This window comes from Rhizobium sp. L9 (assembly GCF_002531885.1).
Classification (GTDB): Bacteria; Pseudomonadota; Alphaproteobacteria; order Rhizobiales; family Rhizobiaceae; genus Rhizobium.
The window spans coordinates 314,133-331,832 of sequence record NZ_NWSZ01000005.1; the positions used below are offsets into that span (position 1 = coordinate 314,133).

Below are 17,700 nucleotides of genomic sequence, written 5' to 3' on the forward strand. Positions count from 1 at the left end.
ATTGCCCGAGCCGAGCTGATGGGACGCCATCGCGAATTTGACGTGGGAAAAGCGATCGATGCCGTCCTCTGCGTTTTCTGGCGCAAGGGTTACGAAGGCGCGTCCTATGCCGACCTGACCGAGGCGGCGGGAGTCGAAAGACCGGCGCTCTATTCCGCCTTCGGCAACAAGGAAGCGATGTTCCGCCAGGCGCTGGCGCGCTATTACGAGCGCCATCTGGATTATGTCCCGGCCGCGCTGGAGCTACCGACAGCGCGGGAGGTTGCCGCCCATATCCTCCGCAGCGCCGTCGATCTCAACACGCGCTTTGCCGACCACCGGGGCTGTCTCGTCATCAATGGCGTGCTGGCCGGATCGGATGAGGCCGAACCCATACGGCAGGCCCTGATCGAAGCGCGCGCTGCGAGCGAGGCCCAGCTTCGCGAGCGCTTCGAAAGGGCGAAAGCCGAGGGCGACCTGCCGGAGACCGCCAAACCCGACGTGCTTGCGGCCTTCCTTATGGCGGTGCTGCACGGCATGGCGGTCCAGGCCAAAGCCGGCTTCACCCGAGATACGCTCGAGGCTGTCGCCGAGCAGGCGCTGTCGACGTGGCCGGTGGGGCGGTGAGCCGATGTGCGCAGCCCGAGAGGGCGGAGCCTCGAAGCACGCCCTTCAACGCTGCTCCAGGCATCCGTCAACCGAGCGCCTGTCGGCACTTTGCGCCTTCTGTTGACAGTTGGGTGGAAGAGAAAAGGCGCACCCATCTGAAAGCTGAGCTGGCCCATGCGTAATGGCTGATAAGGAAGGCTTGGGCCGCCGGCAAACTGGCAAAAAAATAGAGCATTTCCGGACGCAGAGAGAAACGGAAATGCTCTCCTAGTTCGGTGCGAAGCAATGTCGGCTTCGCACCTCTCGCATCTCGCCAGGTGGCTATTCGTCTGGCGCCGCCGACGCGGCGTTTTCCAGCGAGCTGCGGATCTGATCAATCTTGCCGTCGGCATCGCCGACCCCGAGAATGGTCTTGGCTTTATCCAGGACCGCCGGGCTGACCTGACCGGTTTTCGTTGCGGAAGCCAAGGCGTCCTCCAGCGCCTGATCGCCCAGCAGGGGATCGTCGGCCGCAGGCTCGATACCGTTGTCAATTTCATACTGGGCATAAGCCACGGCATAGGCCGATATGGCAGCCATGCGCGGGTCCGATGTATGCATCAACGCCCTGTAATTTCGTTTCAAGGAATTCAGGCCGGCAAGCTGCGCCGACAGGTTCTTCTCCTTGGTGCTGGTCGTTGCGGTGTCTGACTTGCCAGATTTGGACTTGCCCGGTGCCTCGGACGATTTGCCTCTCACGGCTGACGAGTTGGAATTGCCGTGGTTTGAACCGCTGTTGTGGCCGCCACCGTTTCCGTGGCCGCCGCCGTTACCGCCGCCGTTGCCACCACCATTGCCGCCGCCGTTCCCGCCGTCCTTTGCCAGTGCGCTCATGTCGAGCCCCGCAATCGTTGCCGGGCTTGCTGCAAGCGTCAGCGAAAGCACGGCCAGGGACGCTAAAGTTGGTATCCGCATCGTTTCCTCCAATGAGACCAGATGCCGTGCAACTGCACGACGAGATCTGACTTGGAGGATAGATTGCTATCGCGCTCTGCACATCGGACGGAGGTCTGGCGAAGGGCCCCGGCTATGGTCCCAGAAGAAGCATACGAGACTCGGCCTGCGGGCGGCCATGGTCGAAGCTCTCGAAGGCGCGAGAACCGGTTCAGGGAAGACTATCGCGAGCTTTCCAGGTGGCTCTCGCTACGCAGAAGGTTCAGCCAGGCCTGCGACACTTTCTCTCCGGCTGTGCCCCCGAAGTGGCAATCGTCGTAGCGGTCGTCTCCATCGAGTAACGCGTCAGAATTGACGCCTTCTCGGATACCGTGGCCACTTCTTGATAGGGCCAGTTGCGCCCGTACGATCGCATTGTCGGGAATGTGCTCCTTGAAGCCGCCGTTGCTCGGTTCCAGGCATTTCGATGCGATCGAAATGTAAACGGGTGCTTCGACGCCGTGCTGACGCAATGTGTCGACCATCGACATGAAATGTTTTTGATAGGCTTCCCCGGTCGTGCCGTGAACGAGGTCTGCCTCTCCTTGCACCCAGAGGACGCTCGTTATCCGATAACCGGAATCGTGAAGCTGTTTCATTGTATCGACAAGCATAGAATTGAGGTCACCGCCTGTCGCCCATCGTGCGACCTCTGATCCGCCGTATGCGAGAGGTGCGAGGACGACGCTGTCGTTTTGTCCCGACGCGATCAATTTGTTCCCAAGAAGCGTCCAGTACTCTCCCTTGGTATTGGTCGAGCCAAGAAGCGGCGACGCCGCGATGAAGCACCGTTTGTCAAAGGCGTTTACAACGCGAGCGCCATAATCCGATCGGTGCCGTTGTCCACCGTAGTTGGCCGCGTTCGATTGGCCAAGAATGAGTAGGACAGCAGTTCGATCAGTTTGAGTCGGGCAGGTCACAGCGGTTTTTGATTCATCGGCAATGAGTCGTTCCTTATCGTCGAAAGTATAACGGCTTGGAGCTGCCGCCTGCTCTCCGGTTACCATTTTCTTCGCCGCGGAAAGTTGCGGCCAAGGAAAGATCTCATGTCTCGCGCTCGTGCCGCCGAGAAGGTACATGGCAATCAGGGCTGCCAGGCCGACTGCTACTGTTTTACGCATGTTGTTACCTTTAAAACATCATTCGGACTATTCGAAGCTAGTCCAGCCACGAAAGTTCCTTTACACCTGCCACATCTGCTTGCTCGGGCATGCTCTTTGCAAAAAGAGTTCTTCGCGAAATCCGAGCCCGATCGTCGACTAGTCGCGTGGCGTCGCCAAAAACCTGCTCTAAACTATAGATCGGACCAGTGATTACAATCATCCGGATGGGTGAGAAATCGTGCTCCGCAGCATCAGCTTCATGGAGAAAATTCCCGTTGCTCGTCCACTGAAAGACGATCACAGATTGTGGCCCGAGGACAACGTGGGAGCAGAGCACCGGCTATTCGTCGCGGCCAACTGGTGGGGTCGACGCGGGAGGGTCGATCTGGGAGGGCATCACCGCGGTCGTTGGCATTATTGCGCGCGACTGCATCTCCCGCGGGTCAGCCCGAGAGAGGAATGAAGAAGGAGAGTTGTTTGCCGCAAATCACGCCAGGCGTAAATCGAGCAGCGGGTGCAGCTTCTTCAGATTCGGCAGGGATTTTGCCTGCCACGGATGCTGATTAGTGCCTTTGACGATGAGCAGCAGGTCGTCCATCTTTCTGGCTTCGATGGTCAGCTTCGCCAGGAGGTTGATGCCCGAGGAGTTCAGGAATTCGAGGCCCGTCAGGTTGAACGTTACCTGTTTGTGTCCCTCACGGAGAAGGCCTGTTATCAATGAATAGATCGGCGCATAGGCGTCCGGTCCTGCCAGGCGGAAGACGCCATCGAAATACACCTCGTTTTTTTCCGCCCATACGCGGAAGCTTTCGTCGCTGATTTCCATTCTTCGCTCACCGATTGGAGGAGGGTGGCATCGCCACAGCTGCAGTCGTCGTCAGTATGATATGCTCGTCATTATTCTCTTCGAATGTCCATGCCATTCTCGCATCGTAATCGCTCAAAAGGGTGAGCAGGCCCAAACCGGAACCACTTTCCGGCGATATGGCGTTGGTTTCGATTTGCTCAAGAAGAAGTGCGCCGGGTTCCTTCGATTGAAGGCGCTGCAGGAGCTGCTGGAAGCGAGATGATGTCGCGCCGTCGATGGCATTCTTGACCCTGAACAGAAAGCTTCCATCGATAATGTCGGCTTCGATAAGGATCTCGCCAGGCTGTCGAAATTTGACGGCATTTTCGATCAGCTCGTTGCTGAGGTATCCGATATCATGATGCGCCTGCAGGTAATCTTTCCTCGACCGGGAATAGGGCAGCGCCATGATCTCCGCTATGAAGTCCGAAGTCATTCCTGAATGCTTCCATCCAAGCTGAAGCGGCCCATCACTCAATGTCAGGCGAGCGCCAGAATCCAGGCTTATCTCCGCCAAAGATTCGATGCCATATATTTTGGGCGCCATGTCTCACCTATGCCGTACTGCGAGAAGCGTGATGTCGTCGTAGATCTTCTGCGATCCGATGAAGTGCATCAGTGTCGTGACAATGCCGGAAACGACCTTCTCGGCGCTTTGACCCTTCAAGCGAAGCGCTTCGCTGCAGAGACGTTCGATGCCAAACATTTCCCCCGCGCCGTTCGCTGCTTCCGTTACGCCGTCGGTATGCAGGAGGATGAGGTCGCCTTTCTCGAACGTTATTTCACGAGTTTTGATGAATGCAGAAATATCGGCGTCCAAGCCGATCGGTATGCCGAGATCCATGGTGTCGACGCGTTGGATCTCACCGTTCGCCCGCACGATGACGACTTCTTCGTGCTGCCCGGACAAGATCATCTCCTTGCCGTCATAGTCGAGAAAGGCCAGGGTGAGATGCTTGTCTATTCTCGTCCTTACTAAGTTCTTGAACAGGGCGCTGTTTAGATCCGCCAGAAATTTGACGGCGTCGGTGTTCCCCGCCTCCTGAAGGGCGCGGGCGACAGACTGGACCATCAGCATCAACACGCCGCTTTCGAGCCCGTGACCGGTGACGTCGCCGATCCCGATCTTCAACCGCTTTCCGTTCTTCAAGACGTCGTAATAATCGCCGCCGACTTCTTCCGCAGGTCTCATATAGGCTGCGATCTCGATGTCCTGAAATTCCTCCAGCTCCTGTTGCAACGGAAGAACCATGAGCTGGATTCTTTCAGCGACGGCCACCTCTGTTCCGAGACGGCGATTTTCTCGCTGGAGCTGTGCATTCAACGCCGAGATCTCTTCCTTCTGATCTGCGATCTGGGCCGTTCGTTCTTCGACGAGTTGCTCGAGATTTTCGGTGTGATAGCTGATCTGTTCGGCCATCCGATTGAATGCTTCACCGGCAGCACCGACCTCATCCTTGCTTGTTATCGCCACTCTGACCGAATAGTCCTGCGCCTGAATCCGCTTGGCGGCCCCCGCAAGTGCGCTGATCCCGCTCGTTATGCGTTTCGAAGCCGCAAACACAGCGATCGTCACAATCAGCAGCGACATCAAGATCGCCAGGATCTGATAGATCACGATCCGGTTGGTGGCCTCGGAAATTTTCGCCTGGGCGGCATAGAGCGAGGCATCGATTTCCCGTTCCGGCACAACCACTCCCAGCAACATCGCCTCCTGCCGAACCGGGCCGCTGGACCAGAGATTCGTCGCAGGCAGTTTCTTGACGATGACGATATAGGGGACCTCGTTGCCGTCGCGCTGCAGCAGCAGATGTTGAATGCCCTGTTCCCGGTCGAGAGCCAGTTTCGCTATTGCAGGCTGCGCGCTTCCTTTCAAGGAACGCTCCAGCCCGGTCACGCCGGTTCCGCTCGCACCGCTCGCAGAACGCAGGCCGAGCGTCTGTTCGCCTGTGCCGTTGATCGCAACCACGTTTCCGTCGGACATGGCCAGGAAGCCGAAGCCGGACTGGGCCACTTTCACATTTTCAACCGTCTGGGCGAGCTGGTCGAGCGTGATATCGGCGCCGGCCGTCCCCGCGACGTCCTTGCGGTCGGCGGTCCAGAGCGGATGAAAGAAACTGACGATTAGCTTGCCGGTAATGGCATCCGTATAGGGAGCCGTCTGCGTGATATCGTCCGCGACGGGTCGCGTTTTCATGTCCCTGGCCCATCCCTGCCAGGACTCATACAGGCCGGGAAAAAAGAAGTTCCAGAAATCAGCTTCGTTATGCCCGGGATAAAGGCGGTCGAAGGTCTGAGCCTGATCGGTATAGGGCGCCGTCCTGAAGATCGGTCGTTCCCTCGGTCCGATGTAATACATCTGCAGCTTTGAAGCGCCGTGCTGTAGCAGGCTCGGCGCAACGAGATCGAGAACCGCGCTTGTCTCTATATCGCGCCTGATTTCGGGTTTCGGCTGATGGTCCTCACCGAGCAGGTAACCCCAGACGCTGACGACCGAAGCGGAGCCGGGGGCATTTTGCGACCATTTCCCCTTCTCATCGTAAGACAGACTGACACTGTCCGGCGATGTGCGGGCGATTGCCGCGCCGACATCGGAATTGCGCACGGGATTGTCGATCTGCGCCTGCAGCACGCCTGCCAAGGTGTCGACGTCGTTGTGAACCTGCCTCAGGAGCAGGTTCACCTGGGCTGCGGTCGAATCGGCATAGGTGCGGATATATTCCTGGCTTGCAGCTTCGAGGCCCTGGCCGACTTCCAGCGTTGCGTCACGCGACAGCCTCTGAACATTCCAAAGCGCCAGCCCGCCGCTGACCAATAAGTCGAAGAGAACGGCTCCACCGACGACCAGGATGAATTTCGCCCGAAACGAGCTCAGTCCAACCGGTCTTTTCGATGATTCCCTATCCATTATAGCGGCTTTCGACCAGAGGCTGCCCAGATCGGCCAGCCTGCATAACCCTTGGGGTGAAGAGCGGCAAAGACATGATCCTTGAACCCTTGCCGGAATTTGCGAATGAAATCCGGCGGGTCGCCGCGGCGCACCGCCATCTCACCCGCATAGACATTTTCCCACGCTTCGATGATATCTGCGAAATCCTGGGGGTCGCCGTCAAGGTTCGTCACCATGAAGCAGTCGACCTTGATGTCCTCGAAGCCGGCATTGAGGAGGAGATGGCGGCTTTTCGGGCCCATCTCGACGTCCATGTCGAAGTGCCTGAACAATTTTGCCACTTCCTCGTAGGTCCATCTTATCGAGTCGGCATGCGGCTCGCCCAAACAATGCGAATTCTTTTCATTTGTGATGTAGACACGGCCGCCGGGCTTGCAGATACGATAAAGCTCCCGCAGCAGCATCTCGGGGCGGTCGAAAATCTGTAGCGAGTGCCGGCAGGTTACAAAATCGAATTGATTGTCTCGAAGCAGCATCTGTGATGCATCGCCATAGGTGTACTCGATGCCATCCATGCCGAACTCGGCGGCGACCTTGCGGGCATAGTCGAGACTGCGCACGGAGTGGTCCAGTGCGACAAGGCGCGTCGGGTTGAATTCCCGTTGAACCAGAGCCGCAAAATCACCAATGCCACAACAGATATCGGCCATGACCTGACCGTTGCGCAGACCGTGGCGTGGTAAGAGTTCGCGTTCGTGCCGCCATGTCATTTTCGTCTGCGTGCGCAGAATGGGAATGAAGCTCTCGTCCTCGACAAAGCTTTGCCCGGGATAAAAGGCCGAATCATAGACTTCAACCGACAGGTTGGGTTGCGATGTCGTCAACGTCTCGAACAGCGAGGCAGACCACGCCATCACGCTCGACGTAATGATCCTGATCTGCCGTTCCGGCCTGGTTCGGCAGGCTGCCGCTACGACATCGGAGAGGGCGGCGAAGGCCGTCATATTGATGTGCGTCAGGCGTTTCACATTGAGGTAAACGATGCCGCTGTATCTTTCCAAACTTTGCCGCATCAGTTCGAGGGCATCGGCAATCTCGGCGGTGCTTTCGGGCCGCATCTTGCCGGACAACACGAGCTCCTGGTTTGTCGGATCAAACCGCACGGTGTAGGGCAGGGGAGGCAGGCTCATTGGAAATCCTCGGCCGAGGGGAAATCGGCAATGATTTCGATCCCGTCCTCGCCGTCTCTCTCGATGCGGATACCGGCGCCTAATATCGTCGCCAGGTTACTGAGCAAGGCCTCATTGGGCTTGGTAACCAGGTGACCGGAGCCGTTGTCGAGGCCAGGCTCTGTTTCGCTTGATCCTACCTTGGTGTGTTTGCGGCGGAATTCCTCATCACAAGGAAAGGCAATTCTCAGCCGGTTGAACGTCGCGTTGCGTGAGAGGCTGAAACGTATCTTTCCCCGTTCGTTTGTCGCGCGGAAGGCGAGCTCTATGAGCTCGTTTGCAGCGACCGAAAGAAAGTTGGAATAGCGAGCCGGATCGCTATGACCCTGGCCGAGGATATCGGAGAGATATTCGGTAATCTCGTCGCAAAACTGCCATTGAGATTTGAACATCGCAACGTTCATTTCCAGTGACACCATCGGCACAAATGCGTGGTCGTCGAAGCGGGATGCTTCCTCTTCCAATATGTCCTCCGTTCGTCTGTCAGGAGCGTTGGATCTGCATGCAATGTAGAAGCACGGCGAAAAGTTTCGAGCACTATCGTCGGGCGCGGTTTTTGAATGCTTCTGCCCCTTTGATGAATTCGTCAATTGCCTCGACGGGAAGCGGTCTGCTCAGCAGGTAGCCCTGAAGCCGGTCGCAGCCCACGCTGTGCAGCCATTCCGCCTGACCCGGCATTTCAACTCCCTCGGCTGTCACCTGCATGTCGAGGTCATGTGCAAGGTTTACGATGCAGCGGACGATTGCCTGACTTTTCAGATCGGTTTCGAGATCAGTGATAAAGTATTTGTCGATCTTGATCGTGTCGAACGGAAATGTCTTGAGATAGCTCAGGGACGAATATTCCGTGCCGAAGTCGTCAAGCGAAATTCGTATGCCCAGCACATTGAGCGTGTTGAGCGTATCAATGTTGTTGACGGTCCGCTCGAGCAGTACGCTCTCGGTTATTTCGAGCTCCAGACGCTCGGGCGGCAGTCCGACCAGGTCCAGCGTCTGGGAAATCCGGTCGGTCAGGCCGCTTGTCAAGAATTCAGCCGCGGACACATTGACGGCGACGAGGTAGTTGTCCGGCCATTTCATCGCCTCGCGACATGACTGTTCCAACACCCACGCCCCAATATCCGGCATCATTCCGTCCGCCTCGGCCATTGGAATGAATACCGACGGTGGAATTTTTCCAAGCAGGGGGTGGTGCCATCTCAGCAACGCCTCGAAGCCGACAATGCAGCCGCCCTCGGCAATCGGCTGGTATTCGACATAGAATTGCTGTTGGTCGAGTGCCATGCGCAGACTGCGGCGAAGCAGTTCCCGCTGCTCCAGCAATTCTAGCATTGTTGGGTCATAGGCTTTTGCCCGACCACGCCCCTCTTTCTTGGCGGCGTAGAGTGCGAGGTCGGAAGCCTTCATCAGCTGTTCCGGACTCGTGCCGTCCGACGGAGCGGTGGATATGCCGATGCTGGTGCCGACAAAGAGCGCAATGCCGTCTATCGTGAAGGGTTTTTTGAACGCGGCAACCAGATCTTCGGCCAGGAGGTGCGCTTTGGCAGGATGTCCTCCGCCAAGGGAGATCACCGTGAATTCGTCGCCAGCCAATCGATAGGCCCTGTCATCGCTGGAGAGGCAGGCTTGGATACGCCTTGCAGCCGATTGAAGAAGCTGGTCGCCCGCCGCGTGCCCGAGCGTGTCGTTTACGGGCTTGAAATCGTCGAGGTCGAGTTGCATCAATGAAAGAGTTTCGTTCGAGCTTGCAGTCTCCTGCAACAGCGCGCTCAGGTCCTCGCTGAACTGGCGCCGGTTCGGCAGTCCAGTCAGCGGATCATGTGTGGCGAGATGCAAAAGTGTTGCGCGCTCGTCGTCAACCTGTTCCTCGGATTGGAGCACGGCAAACAGATCACCGATCCGATAGATCGTCAGGTCATGTGATCCGCCGAGCGCGTCTGTTATTCGCAACGGCTGGGCGCTGTCACCCAGTGAACGGAAAGCCAGCATGACTGCTGATTTGTCCAGCTCCGGAAAATGCTCCCAGAAGGAGGCGGCTGGTTTTAAGGAGGTGGGCAGCGCATTGCCAAGCAAATTTTCAACGGGATTGAAATCGCGATCAAAGAACATAAGCCGGTCGACCGGGCCCCCCGAATCGATTGTCTCCGTTTTTTCGAGGGCCAAGCTGGCAGCAGGAATTTTCCGCATGTCGGAGGCTCTCCCTGATTGAATGTCCTACCAGATATTATAGCAACTTAACTGCCGCACAACTTGTGCACGTTAAGAAATACATTAGGCATTTCTGATTAACAATCCCCAACCTTTGCCAACGCACTCACCGCTGTGGACGCGCCTGCACTGATCTGACGGAGTCATTGGCCGCCACCTCAGAGTGGCGGCGGGGGTGACGAGAGAACGAATTGCCGCACGATTGTTCGTGCGCTGTGGCTCAGGCAATGGCAGCCCATAGTTCGCGCACCATCTGGCGCAGCGCCAGCGCCTCGGCCCATCTGTCCGTCGAGTCGTTGCCGTCTCTGGCGGTGATCGCATAGGGTTTGGGGCCCAATTCGCAGGTAAAGACCAGTTCGGCCTGATCGGCTGCGCGTGATCGCCAATGGCGAAAGCCGTAGTCCCACCACTGCAGGAAGAGATCGACCCAGGGCCGGTGATGCGCAAAGGAGATTTCGATCTGCACCTGTTCGCGTGAAGCGACGCGGCCGTGAAATGCATGGGCATTCTGCAGGATGCGCCTGATATGCGCGTGATTTTCCTCATCGACCGGAAAGGCGAATTCGCGCCCGACCAGGAAATGCGACAGATCCGCCAGCAACGGCAGATCGGGACGTCGATCGAGCAGATCGAGCGTGAAGAACAGGTCCGTCGTCATCCTGTCGCGATGGGTTTCGATGAATACCGGAATACCGGCATTTTCGGCGAGCCGCATCCAGCCATCGAGAATCGGCAGGCAATCCTCGATCCGGCGGGGGCGGATATTGGGCTGCAGGTTGATGTGGCTGACCGGAAAGGCCGCGGCAAGTTCCAGCGGCAGACGCAAATCCTCGATGCTGCGGGGAAAGCAGACCGCCTCGATCTTCAAGCCGGTGCCCCGAATGGCCTTGTTGAGGCGGATGACATCGTCGCGGTTGGTATAGTGCGCACTGATGCCATCGAAGCCCGCTTCGCAGATCGCAGCGATATTGTCGTCGAGGCTCGGCTCGAACCCGTCGGTGTGCCGGCGCTCCATGGCCCAGAGTGACTGGAAGATCAGGAGCTTCTGCATCATGCGGCCCGCGCGCCTTTCAGAAGGGTCTTGAGGTTCACGCCCGGATCGGCCAATGCTGCAGGCTCGGGACAGATACAAGCGGCGATCAGCATTTCGGCCAGCTTGATATGCTTGGCCAGGCCATTGCCGATGCCAAGACCCGCGGCAGCCACCAATCGCCCGTCATCGAGATAGAATTCGAGCTCTCCCTCTGGCGCCGATCGCCGGACGCTCTGATGCGCGGGCAGCGGCTGCCCCGCCACCTGGAGGCCGAGATCGTATTGGTCGGACCAGAACCAGGGAATGGCAGCGAAAGTCTCGGCGGCGCCGGCCATGTTCCGTGCTGCGGTCTCGGCCTGCGTTCTGGCGTTGCGCCAGCTTTCATAGCGGATGTGTCCTCCGCCGGGTTGGGCCACCGCGGCGCAATCGCCTGCGGCAAATATGTTCGCCGCGCTGGTGCGAAGACATGCGTCCGTCAGAATTCCGTTGCCCGTGGCCAGCCCCGATGCTTCCGCCAAAGTGGTTTCAGGCTGGACCCCGATGGCGCTGACGACGAGGTCAGCAGGCAGGATGGTGCCATCGCTCAAGACGACACTGTCCTTGCCGATCTCCGCAACGCTCCGATCAAAGTGGAAGCGCACACCTTCGGCGGCATGTCGGGCATGCAGCTTGTCGGCGAAGCGGGCAGGGACGGCGCGGCCTAAAGGTTTCGGCGCGGCCTCGATCACATCAACCGTAACGTCCTTTGCGCGAAGGACGGATGCGAGTTCCATCCCGATCAGACCCGCGCCGATGATCGCGACGCGTCGGCCGGGCGCGACATTGGAGAAGATCGCTTCGGCGTCGGCGTGGGTGCGAAAATCGAGCGCACGTTCCGCACCCGCGCATGCAAGCCGCCTCGGCCGTGCGCCGGTGGTCAGCAGCAGCTTTTCGTAATTCAATACCCGCCCGTCGCTCAAGCTTACGGTCGCGGCGGCGGGATCCAGCTTGGAGACCGAGCAGCCCTTGAGATAGGTGATGCCGGCCGCCTCCAGCGCTTCTTTCGGGCAGATCAGTTTCATCCGCACCATGCCATCGGGAGTTTTCGACAGAGGTGGCCGTTCATAAGGCAGATGAGGCTCGGCTCCGACCAGCGTGACGGCTCCGGAATAACCCGCCTCGCGCAGGGTGAAGGCCGCCCGGGTTCCGGACTCGCCTGCACCGATGATGACGATACCGTCCATTGCATTCTCCAGTAGAAAGAGCAGCCGGCGCTGGTGAGGAGGAGACGCCGGCCGGGGAGGATCAGTTCTTCTTGGCGGATTCCGCCAGGTTCTTTGGCCACCTAACCGAGGGCCACGCGCACTTCTCCGTCGACGACCTCCGCCGGATAGGTCTTCAGGTTCTCGCAGGCCGGCAGCCTCAGCGCTTCACCTGTTCGGTAATCGAAAGCGCCGGAATGCTTCGGACATTCGACCTCGAAATCCATGACCAGTCCGTCGGCGAGGTGGATCGCCTCGTGTGTGCAGAGCCCGGCCGTGCAGTAGACGCTGTCATCCGGGCCCCGGTAAATCGCGTAGGTGCGTCCGCCATGATCGAAACGGATGGCGCCTTCCTGTTCGATGTCGTCAAGTCTGCCAGCTGAAACCCAGGTCATTCGGCGGCTCCTTCCGTTTCGAGGCGAGCCTTGCGGGCTTGGAGCTTTTGCTTTCGCCTGCGGTAGCGTTCCTGCATCTGCGCTTCGCCTTCGGGGGAACCGTCGTGCCAGGTGCCGAACCACTTATCGAGCGGGATCAGGGCATCGCCGTAATTCACCTCGAAATATTTGTGGTGGAGGTAATGCGCATAGGCGTGACTATCGACCAGCCTCTCCTTGCCGACCTCGACCTTGTCGAAGCCGACATGGCCGGGAATCGCCCCGAAGCCGGCATAGTGCAGCTGATAGAGCATGATGACCGGGTTGGAGGGCAGGATCAGGTGGTAAAACGCCGTTCCCAGATAGAGCAGATGCTCGGCCGGATGCATCGACAGCGATGACCAGGGCGAAGGGTTGACGGAGTTGTGGTGGACCGAATGCACCCATTTATAGAGAAAGGGTGTGTGGATGAGCCTGTGAATGCAGAAGAAGTGGAACTCGTGAATGATCGGAACCACGAGCGCGACGAGCGCCAGCGTCCAGGGGTTTTCGGCAAAGCCGAGCCACGGCGCATAGCCGTTGGCATAGGCCCAGAGCATGCCGACCTCGATGGCGGTCCAGATGACGACGCCCGAAAGGAAAGTGCGCAGAATATTGTCGAGGTTCTGGTTCTGGAACCAAAAGGCGCTGTTTTTCTGTTCGGCGGGGAATTTGCAATTGTATTTGAAGCGATTTTCCTGGCGTTTCAGAACATAGAGATGCAACTCGAAGGCGCCATAGAACAGGAAGACGCAGACGGCATTTACGGCGTACAACCACGAGATCCAGCCGAGGCTCAGCGTCTGCATCGTCGCGACCGGGGGAATGATCCAGGCCCAATAGGCGATCGCAGACACCGCAAAAATGAGATTCCAGGGAAGGAAGTAGTGCGGCAGCCATTTCAGGATAGCCGTCAGTTGCGGGGGCAAGACGAAAAGCGGCGCGGTTTCGACCGGCTGGTTCGGCGCCCAATCGCCGCGCTTGTTACGCTTGCCGAAGTTCAGATCATCCATTGGCATCTCCTCCGGGCGCCTGATGTCTCGGTGCCCGCACACATTTTTAGTAAAGGTGAGCGCGGCTCACGCGCCTTGATCCGATGCGGCTCCTTGCGCGCCGGATCTTCTCCTGACGCAAAAGTTAGCAGGGTGCGTTTCGAACGGCGAAGGCTTCTTTGATCTAATTAGATCAAAGCCCTTCCTTGGTGATGGTGATGAAGTGGATCGGGCTCCGGTCCGGCTCGATCTCGGTCAAGCCGATGCGGCGCAGGATATGGTCGAGCGCCCTCCGCGCCTGAGCTTCCGGCGCCTGGTCAAGTACCACATCCATGATGCCGTCCTTCAGGGCCGCGCGGGTATAGTCCGTCAATTCATGTCCAACGAAGAAGACGTTGCCGCCGCGCGGATGGCGGCGAAGCACTTCGATCAGGGCGGAATTGGCGCCGCCGGCATTGTAGAGGCCGGCAAGGCCGGGATACATCTCCAGGGCCGACCACAAGAGATCGGCGCTGGCCCGCTCCTCATCGCCACCGAATCCTAGCCATTCGAAATTGGAGGCGCCGGGATGATCGCGAAAATAGTCGGAAAAGCCGCGGATCCGGTCGCGATGCACCTGATAGATGGGATGGCAGATCGCAACCACAGGCCCGGCTCGAACGGCCATTCGGCTGATATAGAGCGCAGCTGTCCGGCCAGCGGCATTGTTGTCGATGCCGACGAATTCTCCGACGCGGTCGGAAGCGCGGGTGACGACGTGGACCACGGGCAGGCCTTGCGAATTTACCTTTTCCACCGCGGCGCTGATCACCTGGCTGCTCGGCACGGCAAGAATCAAGCCGGCGCGTGAAAGGTCGGTGGACAGGATGCGTCGGGCAATTCCCTCCGGATTCATCTCGTCGGTGAAACTTCGGTGCACGACGACCAAGGGATCGAGGGTTGCCGCAATCCTTTCGAAGGCGTGGGAAAGGCGACGATAGAAGCTCGTTTCCGGACGAACCATCAGCACTTCGATCCGGAGCAGGCCGCGATGGGCGTCGGGAAGCTTGCGTGGGTAATCGAGGCGACGCGCGGCGGATATGACCTTCTCGACCAGTTCCGGCCGAACGCCCCCGCGTCCGTTCAGGACCCGCTCGACCGTGGCCGTTCCAACGCCGGCGTGGCGGGCGATATCCCGATAATTCGGCTTGCTCACTTCCAAGTCCTTCGGATGCTAACGCGATGTGGTTGATCCTATGGGCAATCTGTCGTTCTTCATACACCTGAGCCCCAAGACTCGCAGAGCTTGTAACGTGGGTGCAGCCGATCTATGGTTTTTCCCAGTTCAGCATGAGATTGCAGGCAGTATTTCACCATTAAACCGGACGCGAGAATTTTGTCCTCCGGCCGGGTCGAAGGAGCTGAGCAATGAAAATTCTCATGGTTCTCACATCGCATGATCAGCTGGGAAATACCGGCAAGAAAACCGGCTTCTGGCTCGAGGAGCTCGCCGCCCCTTACTTCGTTTTCCGTGACGCCGGGGCCGAGGTCGTGCTCGCGTCGCCGAAAGGAGGCCAGCCTCCGCTCGATCCGAAGAGCAATGAGCCGGCGTTTCAGACGGACGATACGAGGCGATTTGAAAAGGACCCGGCCGCGACGGCTGCGCTTGCCAATACGTTGCGACTGTCCGATATCGACCAGGCCGATTATGACACCGTGTTCTTCCCCGGTGGCCATGGCCCGCTTTGGGACCTGACGAACGACCGCAATGCGCACGCGCTGATCGAGGAGACGCTTGCGGCGGGAAAGCCGCTGGCGCTCGTTTGCCACGCGCCGGGAATCCTGACCAATGTCAAGGCGCCAGACGGCGGCCCGATCGCGAAGGGGCGGACGGTGACCGGCTTTACCAATTCCGAGGAGGCGGCCGTGCAGCTCGTCGAGGTCGTGCCCTATCTGCTCGAAGACGTGTTGAGGGGGCAGGGGGCGAAGTTTTCGGCGACCGAGGACTGGGCCGTGCATGTCGTCCAGGACGGGCTGCTGATCACCGGACAGAACCCGGCATCGTCGAAGCAGGCCGCACGGCTGCTGCTCAACGCAGTGGGGGAGCAGGCGGCTGCATGACGCGAACGGGGAAGCGTATTTGCGGTGCGGTGCAGTTCGGACGTGAGTGATTTTTTCTTAAAGAAAATTTCGGCTCACTGTCGGATCGGCGAAGACTTGTCCGTCCTTAGCTCGTTCATTCCGTCCAGACAAGGATCACCACTATGCCAAGCACCATACGACTGCACCGCGTTTTCGCCACGAGCCCGGAGAAGGTCTATCGCGCCTTCATCGAGGCAGATGCGCTCGCAAAATGGCTTCCGCCGAACGGCTTCCTCTGCACAGTGCATCACCTGGAGCCGGCCGTCGGCGGCACCTTCAGAATGTCTTTCCGTAACTTCACCACTGGCAATAGCCACGCCTTCGGCGGCGAATTTCGTGAGCTCGTCCCGGGCGAACGCGTGCGTTATACGGACAAGTTCGACGACCCGAACCTGCCGGGCGAAATGGAAGTCACGGTGACGCTGAAGAAAGTCTCGGTCGGCACTGAGGTGGATATCACCCAGGCCGGCGTGCCCGATCTCATCCCGCCCGAAGCCTGCTATCTCGGCTGGCAGGAGTCGCTACGCAATCTGGCTAGGGTCGTCGAGCCCGACATCAACGAATAATGCAATTGCGCGAAACTTGACGAGCGGCGGCGCGCAGGCGCTTGCCGCCGCTCTGCCCTTCATTCCACAAATATTCCGTGGTGGGGGCGGAGATCGCATGGGCTGGGGGCGTGGTCGGCCGCAGTCAGCCGAAGTTGCTAAGCGTAATCCGCGCTTTGCTTGATCGAGCCGATCGTCTCGCGTGCGGGCAGCAGCGAAGACAGCCAGAGGGAATAGGTCAGGGATATACCCGTCGACCACAGGATCATCGGCAGTGTCATCACTTCGGAGATCAGTTTGGCCAGTTCCGGCGGATCGATCTCCCAGGAGAACAACGCGGCGGCCGGCTCCGGCTGACGGGTCTCCGTGCTTGCTTTCTGCATGTCTTCGAGCACGGACGCAGTGGCGGGTTGTTCGGCTGCTGACGGGTTCTGAACTGGAACGATGGCGGTTTTTCCATTATTTTCGGCTTCGCCGGACATTGGGAGCTCCTTGTTTGGCTTCGTTGTAGAAAGCCGATCCCCAGCTAGAAGTTTCATGACATGTCGATGAAATGATCGGCGTGGACTCAGCCGTGCTGACCTGATCGATCGAGGAAGAGTGGAAACGCTCTGAAGCTTGAGCCTGCGCTTCACCAACGCCTCGCGCCGCCGTCACACCCCATTGCTCATTACGATCGACGTCTGCGATTTCAGCCTCGGCAATCGCCGTCGCGCGCGTGCCGCGCTGACAAGAGGCCTTCTCTCGTAGCGAATTCGAGGAGAAATTAACCGTCGCAAGAAAATCGTCTTTTATTTCATAGTATATATGTTAACACTTTATTAGGAGTGGGGAGTATTCCGGTTCTGAATCAAGAAATATGGTGTTTGCCTCGACAATACCGGGGCGGCGGCGTGTTCCTTCGTGTCGTCTTAGCCTTAATATTCTTAAATCGGTTCCGGATTACCTGTTTTGAGTCATGGGGGTATTTTAATGGCTACGCAAAGCACCGGCGGTGGCAGCACGACTTCTTTCACCAATGCGCCACAGGCGAAGGATGACTCTTACATCTGGACGGAAGATCAGCTGCTCAGTCTTCAGCTCTACAATGCGGCCACCAAAACGATAACCCTTGACGTGATGTCGAATGATCTTGGCGGGAATGCCAAATCCCTCTTCTCGGTCGATGACGGAGATGGCAATCCAATTACAACTGATTATGAGCTTATTTCGAAAGACGTCGGAGCGAATGGGGCATCTGCCTGGGAGACGACCCTGCTCGGCAATTGGGTCAGGATCAACAATGGAAAGATTGAATACCGCATTAGCGATGGAAGCGGCATCGCGGGCTCGGGCGCGGATATCAATACGCTGTCTGCCGGTGAAATCCTCAAAGATAGTTTTGTCTATGCGATACGGCTCGGCAATGGCACGCTGAGCGAGGCCAATGTCTCGATCTCACTCACCGGCGCCAACGATGCGGCTGCGATCGTCGTCGATGCGACGGTGACCGACGACCGGGCGACGGTCGAGGCGGGT

General features: G+C 58.5%; 18 protein-coding genes. 4 read left to right on the forward strand and 14 right to left on the reverse strand.

Annotated features, from left to right (window positions below; translation table 11 throughout):
• Positions 1 to 18: 18 nt before the first annotated feature.
• Positions 19 to 606: a TetR/AcrR family transcriptional regulator gene (locus tag CO660_RS06855; protein ID WP_097598095.1), complete on the forward strand. Its 588-nt coding sequence runs from the start codon at positions 19 to 21 to the stop codon at positions 604 to 606.
• A 303-nt stretch (positions 607 to 909) separates the two neighbouring features.
• Here CO660_RS06855 and CO660_RS06860 read toward each other — a convergent pair whose 3' ends face one another.
• The 13 genes from CO660_RS06860 to CO660_RS06920 form a co-directional block, all read right to left on the reverse strand.
• Positions 910 to 1,542, reverse strand: coding sequence for a hypothetical protein (locus CO660_RS06860; protein ID WP_097598096.1), 633 nt, complete (start codon positions 1,540 to 1,542; stop codon positions 910 to 912).
• 200 nt (positions 1,543 to 1,742) lie between these two features.
• Complete coding sequence (locus tag CO660_RS06865; RefSeq protein WP_097598097.1) at positions 1,743 to 2,681, reverse strand: sialate O-acetylesterase; 939 nt, start codon at positions 2,679 to 2,681, stop codon at positions 1,743 to 1,745.
• Between the two features lie 469 nt (positions 2,682 to 3,150).
• Positions 3,151 to 3,489, reverse strand: coding sequence for a hypothetical protein (locus CO660_RS06870; RefSeq protein ID WP_085778607.1), 339 nt, complete (start codon positions 3,487 to 3,489; stop codon positions 3,151 to 3,153).
• A 7-nt stretch (positions 3,490 to 3,496) separates the two neighbouring features.
• Positions 3,497 to 4,057: a hypothetical protein gene (locus CO660_RS06875; protein ID WP_085778606.1), complete on the reverse strand. Its 561-nt coding sequence runs from the start codon at positions 4,055 to 4,057 to the stop codon at positions 3,497 to 3,499.
• A 3-nt stretch (positions 4,058 to 4,060) separates the two neighbouring features.
• Positions 4,061 to 6,421, reverse strand: coding sequence for a SpoIIE family protein phosphatase (locus CO660_RS06880; RefSeq protein WP_097598098.1), 2,361 nt, complete (start codon positions 6,419 to 6,421; stop codon positions 4,061 to 4,063).
• Positions 6,418 to 7,590, reverse strand: a complete 1,173-nt coding sequence (locus tag CO660_RS06885; protein WP_097598099.1) for a class I SAM-dependent methyltransferase — start codon at positions 7,588 to 7,590, stop codon at positions 6,418 to 6,420. The genes CO660_RS06880 and CO660_RS06885 overlap by 4 nt, the downstream gene beginning before the upstream one ends.
• Positions 7,587 to 8,093, reverse strand: a complete 507-nt coding sequence (locus tag CO660_RS06890; RefSeq protein ID WP_097598100.1) for a hypothetical protein — start codon at positions 8,091 to 8,093, stop codon at positions 7,587 to 7,589. The genes CO660_RS06885 and CO660_RS06890 overlap by 4 nt, the downstream gene beginning before the upstream one ends.
• A 73-nt stretch (positions 8,094 to 8,166) precedes the next feature.
• On the reverse strand, positions 8,167 to 9,816 hold the full coding sequence (locus tag CO660_RS06895; RefSeq protein ID WP_097598101.1) for an EAL domain-containing protein: 1,650 nt from the start codon (positions 9,814 to 9,816) through the stop codon (positions 8,167 to 8,169).
• A 241-nt stretch (positions 9,817 to 10,057) separates the two neighbouring features.
• Positions 10,058 to 10,891 (reverse strand): sugar phosphate isomerase/epimerase, encoded by an 834-nt coding sequence (locus CO660_RS06900; protein WP_176536241.1) that lies wholly within the window; start codon positions 10,889 to 10,891, stop codon positions 10,058 to 10,060.
• Positions 10,888 to 12,093 (reverse strand): FAD-dependent oxidoreductase, encoded by a 1,206-nt coding sequence (locus CO660_RS06905; protein WP_097598102.1) that lies wholly within the window; start codon positions 12,091 to 12,093, stop codon positions 10,888 to 10,890. The genes CO660_RS06900 and CO660_RS06905 overlap by 4 nt, the downstream gene beginning before the upstream one ends.
• Before the next feature lie 101 nt (positions 12,094 to 12,194).
• Positions 12,195 to 12,506: a MocE family 2Fe-2S type ferredoxin gene (locus CO660_RS06910; RefSeq protein ID WP_097598103.1), complete on the reverse strand. Its 312-nt coding sequence runs from the start codon at positions 12,504 to 12,506 to the stop codon at positions 12,195 to 12,197.
• A complete protein-coding gene (locus tag CO660_RS06915; protein WP_097598104.1) occupies positions 12,503 to 13,537 on the reverse strand; it encodes a sterol desaturase family protein in 1,035 nt (344 codons plus the stop codon). Before CO660_RS06915 ends, CO660_RS06910 begins: the two co-directional genes overlap by 4 nt.
• A 172-nt stretch (positions 13,538 to 13,709) precedes the next feature.
• Positions 13,710 to 14,711 carry a LacI family DNA-binding transcriptional regulator gene (locus tag CO660_RS06920; RefSeq protein WP_097598137.1) on the reverse strand — a complete coding sequence of 334 codons (1,002 nt, stop codon included), beginning with the start codon at positions 14,709 to 14,711 and terminating at the stop codon, positions 13,710 to 13,712.
• Between the two features lie 212 nt (positions 14,712 to 14,923).
• Between CO660_RS06920 and CO660_RS06925 the strand changes: the two genes are divergently transcribed.
• A complete protein-coding gene (locus tag CO660_RS06925; RefSeq protein WP_097598105.1) occupies positions 14,924 to 15,616 on the forward strand; it encodes a type 1 glutamine amidotransferase domain-containing protein in 693 nt (230 codons plus the stop codon).
• A gap of 143 nt (positions 15,617 to 15,759) precedes the next feature.
• On the forward strand, positions 15,760 to 16,203 hold the full coding sequence (locus tag CO660_RS06930) for an SRPBCC family protein (RefSeq protein WP_064803462.1): 444 nt from the start codon (positions 15,760 to 15,762) through the stop codon (positions 16,201 to 16,203).
• Between the two features lie 137 nt (positions 16,204 to 16,340).
• Here the strand turns inward: CO660_RS06930 and CO660_RS06935 are convergent, their stop codons facing one another.
• Complete coding sequence (locus CO660_RS06935) at positions 16,341 to 16,664, reverse strand: hypothetical protein (RefSeq protein ID WP_097598106.1); 324 nt, start codon at positions 16,662 to 16,664, stop codon at positions 16,341 to 16,343.
• 490 nt (positions 16,665 to 17,154) lie between these two features.
• Between CO660_RS06935 and CO660_RS06940 the strand changes: the two genes are divergently transcribed.
• The coding region (locus CO660_RS06940) for a VCBS domain-containing protein (protein ID WP_210421946.1) at positions 17,155 to 17,700 on the forward strand (546 nt) is incomplete at its 3' end.

Excerpts from the sequence above, each read along its gene's own strand:
- CO660_RS06925 (WP_097598105.1), top strand. The coding sequence starts at position 14,924 with ATGAAAATTCTCATGGTTCTCACATCGCATGATCAGCTGGGAAATACC.
- CO660_RS06860 (WP_097598096.1), bottom strand. The coding sequence starts at position 1,542 with ATGCGGATACCAACTTTAGCGTCCCTGGCCGTGCTTTCGCTGACGCTT.
- CO660_RS06870 (WP_085778607.1), bottom strand. The coding sequence starts at position 3,489 with ATGGAAATCAGCGACGAAAGCTTCCGCGTATGGGCGGAAAAAAACGAG.
- CO660_RS06905 (WP_097598102.1), bottom strand. The coding sequence starts at position 12,093 with ATGGACGGTATCGTCATCATCGGTGCAGGCGAGTCCGGAACCCGGGCG.
- CO660_RS06865 (WP_097598097.1), bottom strand. The coding sequence starts at position 2,681 with ATGCGTAAAACAGTAGCAGTCGGCCTGGCAGCCCTGATTGCCATGTAC.
- CO660_RS06885 (WP_097598099.1), bottom strand. The coding sequence starts at position 7,590 with ATGAGCCTGCCTCCCCTGCCCTACACCGTGCGGTTTGATCCGACAAAC.
- CO660_RS06895 (WP_097598101.1), bottom strand. The coding sequence starts at position 9,816 with ATGCGGAAAATTCCTGCTGCCAGCTTGGCCCTCGAAAAAACGGAGACA.
- CO660_RS06900 (WP_176536241.1), bottom strand. The coding sequence starts at position 10,891 with ATGATGCAGAAGCTCCTGATCTTCCAGTCACTCTGGGCCATGGAGCGC.
- CO660_RS06855 (WP_097598095.1), top strand. The coding sequence starts at position 19 with ATGGGACGCCATCGCGAATTTGACGTGGGAAAAGCGATCGATGCCGTC.
- CO660_RS06935 (WP_097598106.1), bottom strand. The coding sequence starts at position 16,664 with ATGTCCGGCGAAGCCGAAAATAATGGAAAAACCGCCATCGTTCCAGTT.
- CO660_RS06915 (WP_097598104.1), bottom strand. The coding sequence starts at position 13,537 with ATGGATGATCTGAACTTCGGCAAGCGTAACAAGCGCGGCGATTGGGCG.
- CO660_RS06910 (WP_097598103.1), bottom strand. The coding sequence starts at position 12,506 with ATGACCTGGGTTTCAGCTGGCAGACTTGACGACATCGAACAGGAAGGC.
- CO660_RS06875 (WP_085778606.1), bottom strand. The coding sequence starts at position 4,057 with ATGGCGCCCAAAATATATGGCATCGAATCTTTGGCGGAGATAAGCCTG.
- CO660_RS06930 (WP_064803462.1), top strand. The coding sequence starts at position 15,760 with ATGCCAAGCACCATACGACTGCACCGCGTTTTCGCCACGAGCCCGGAG.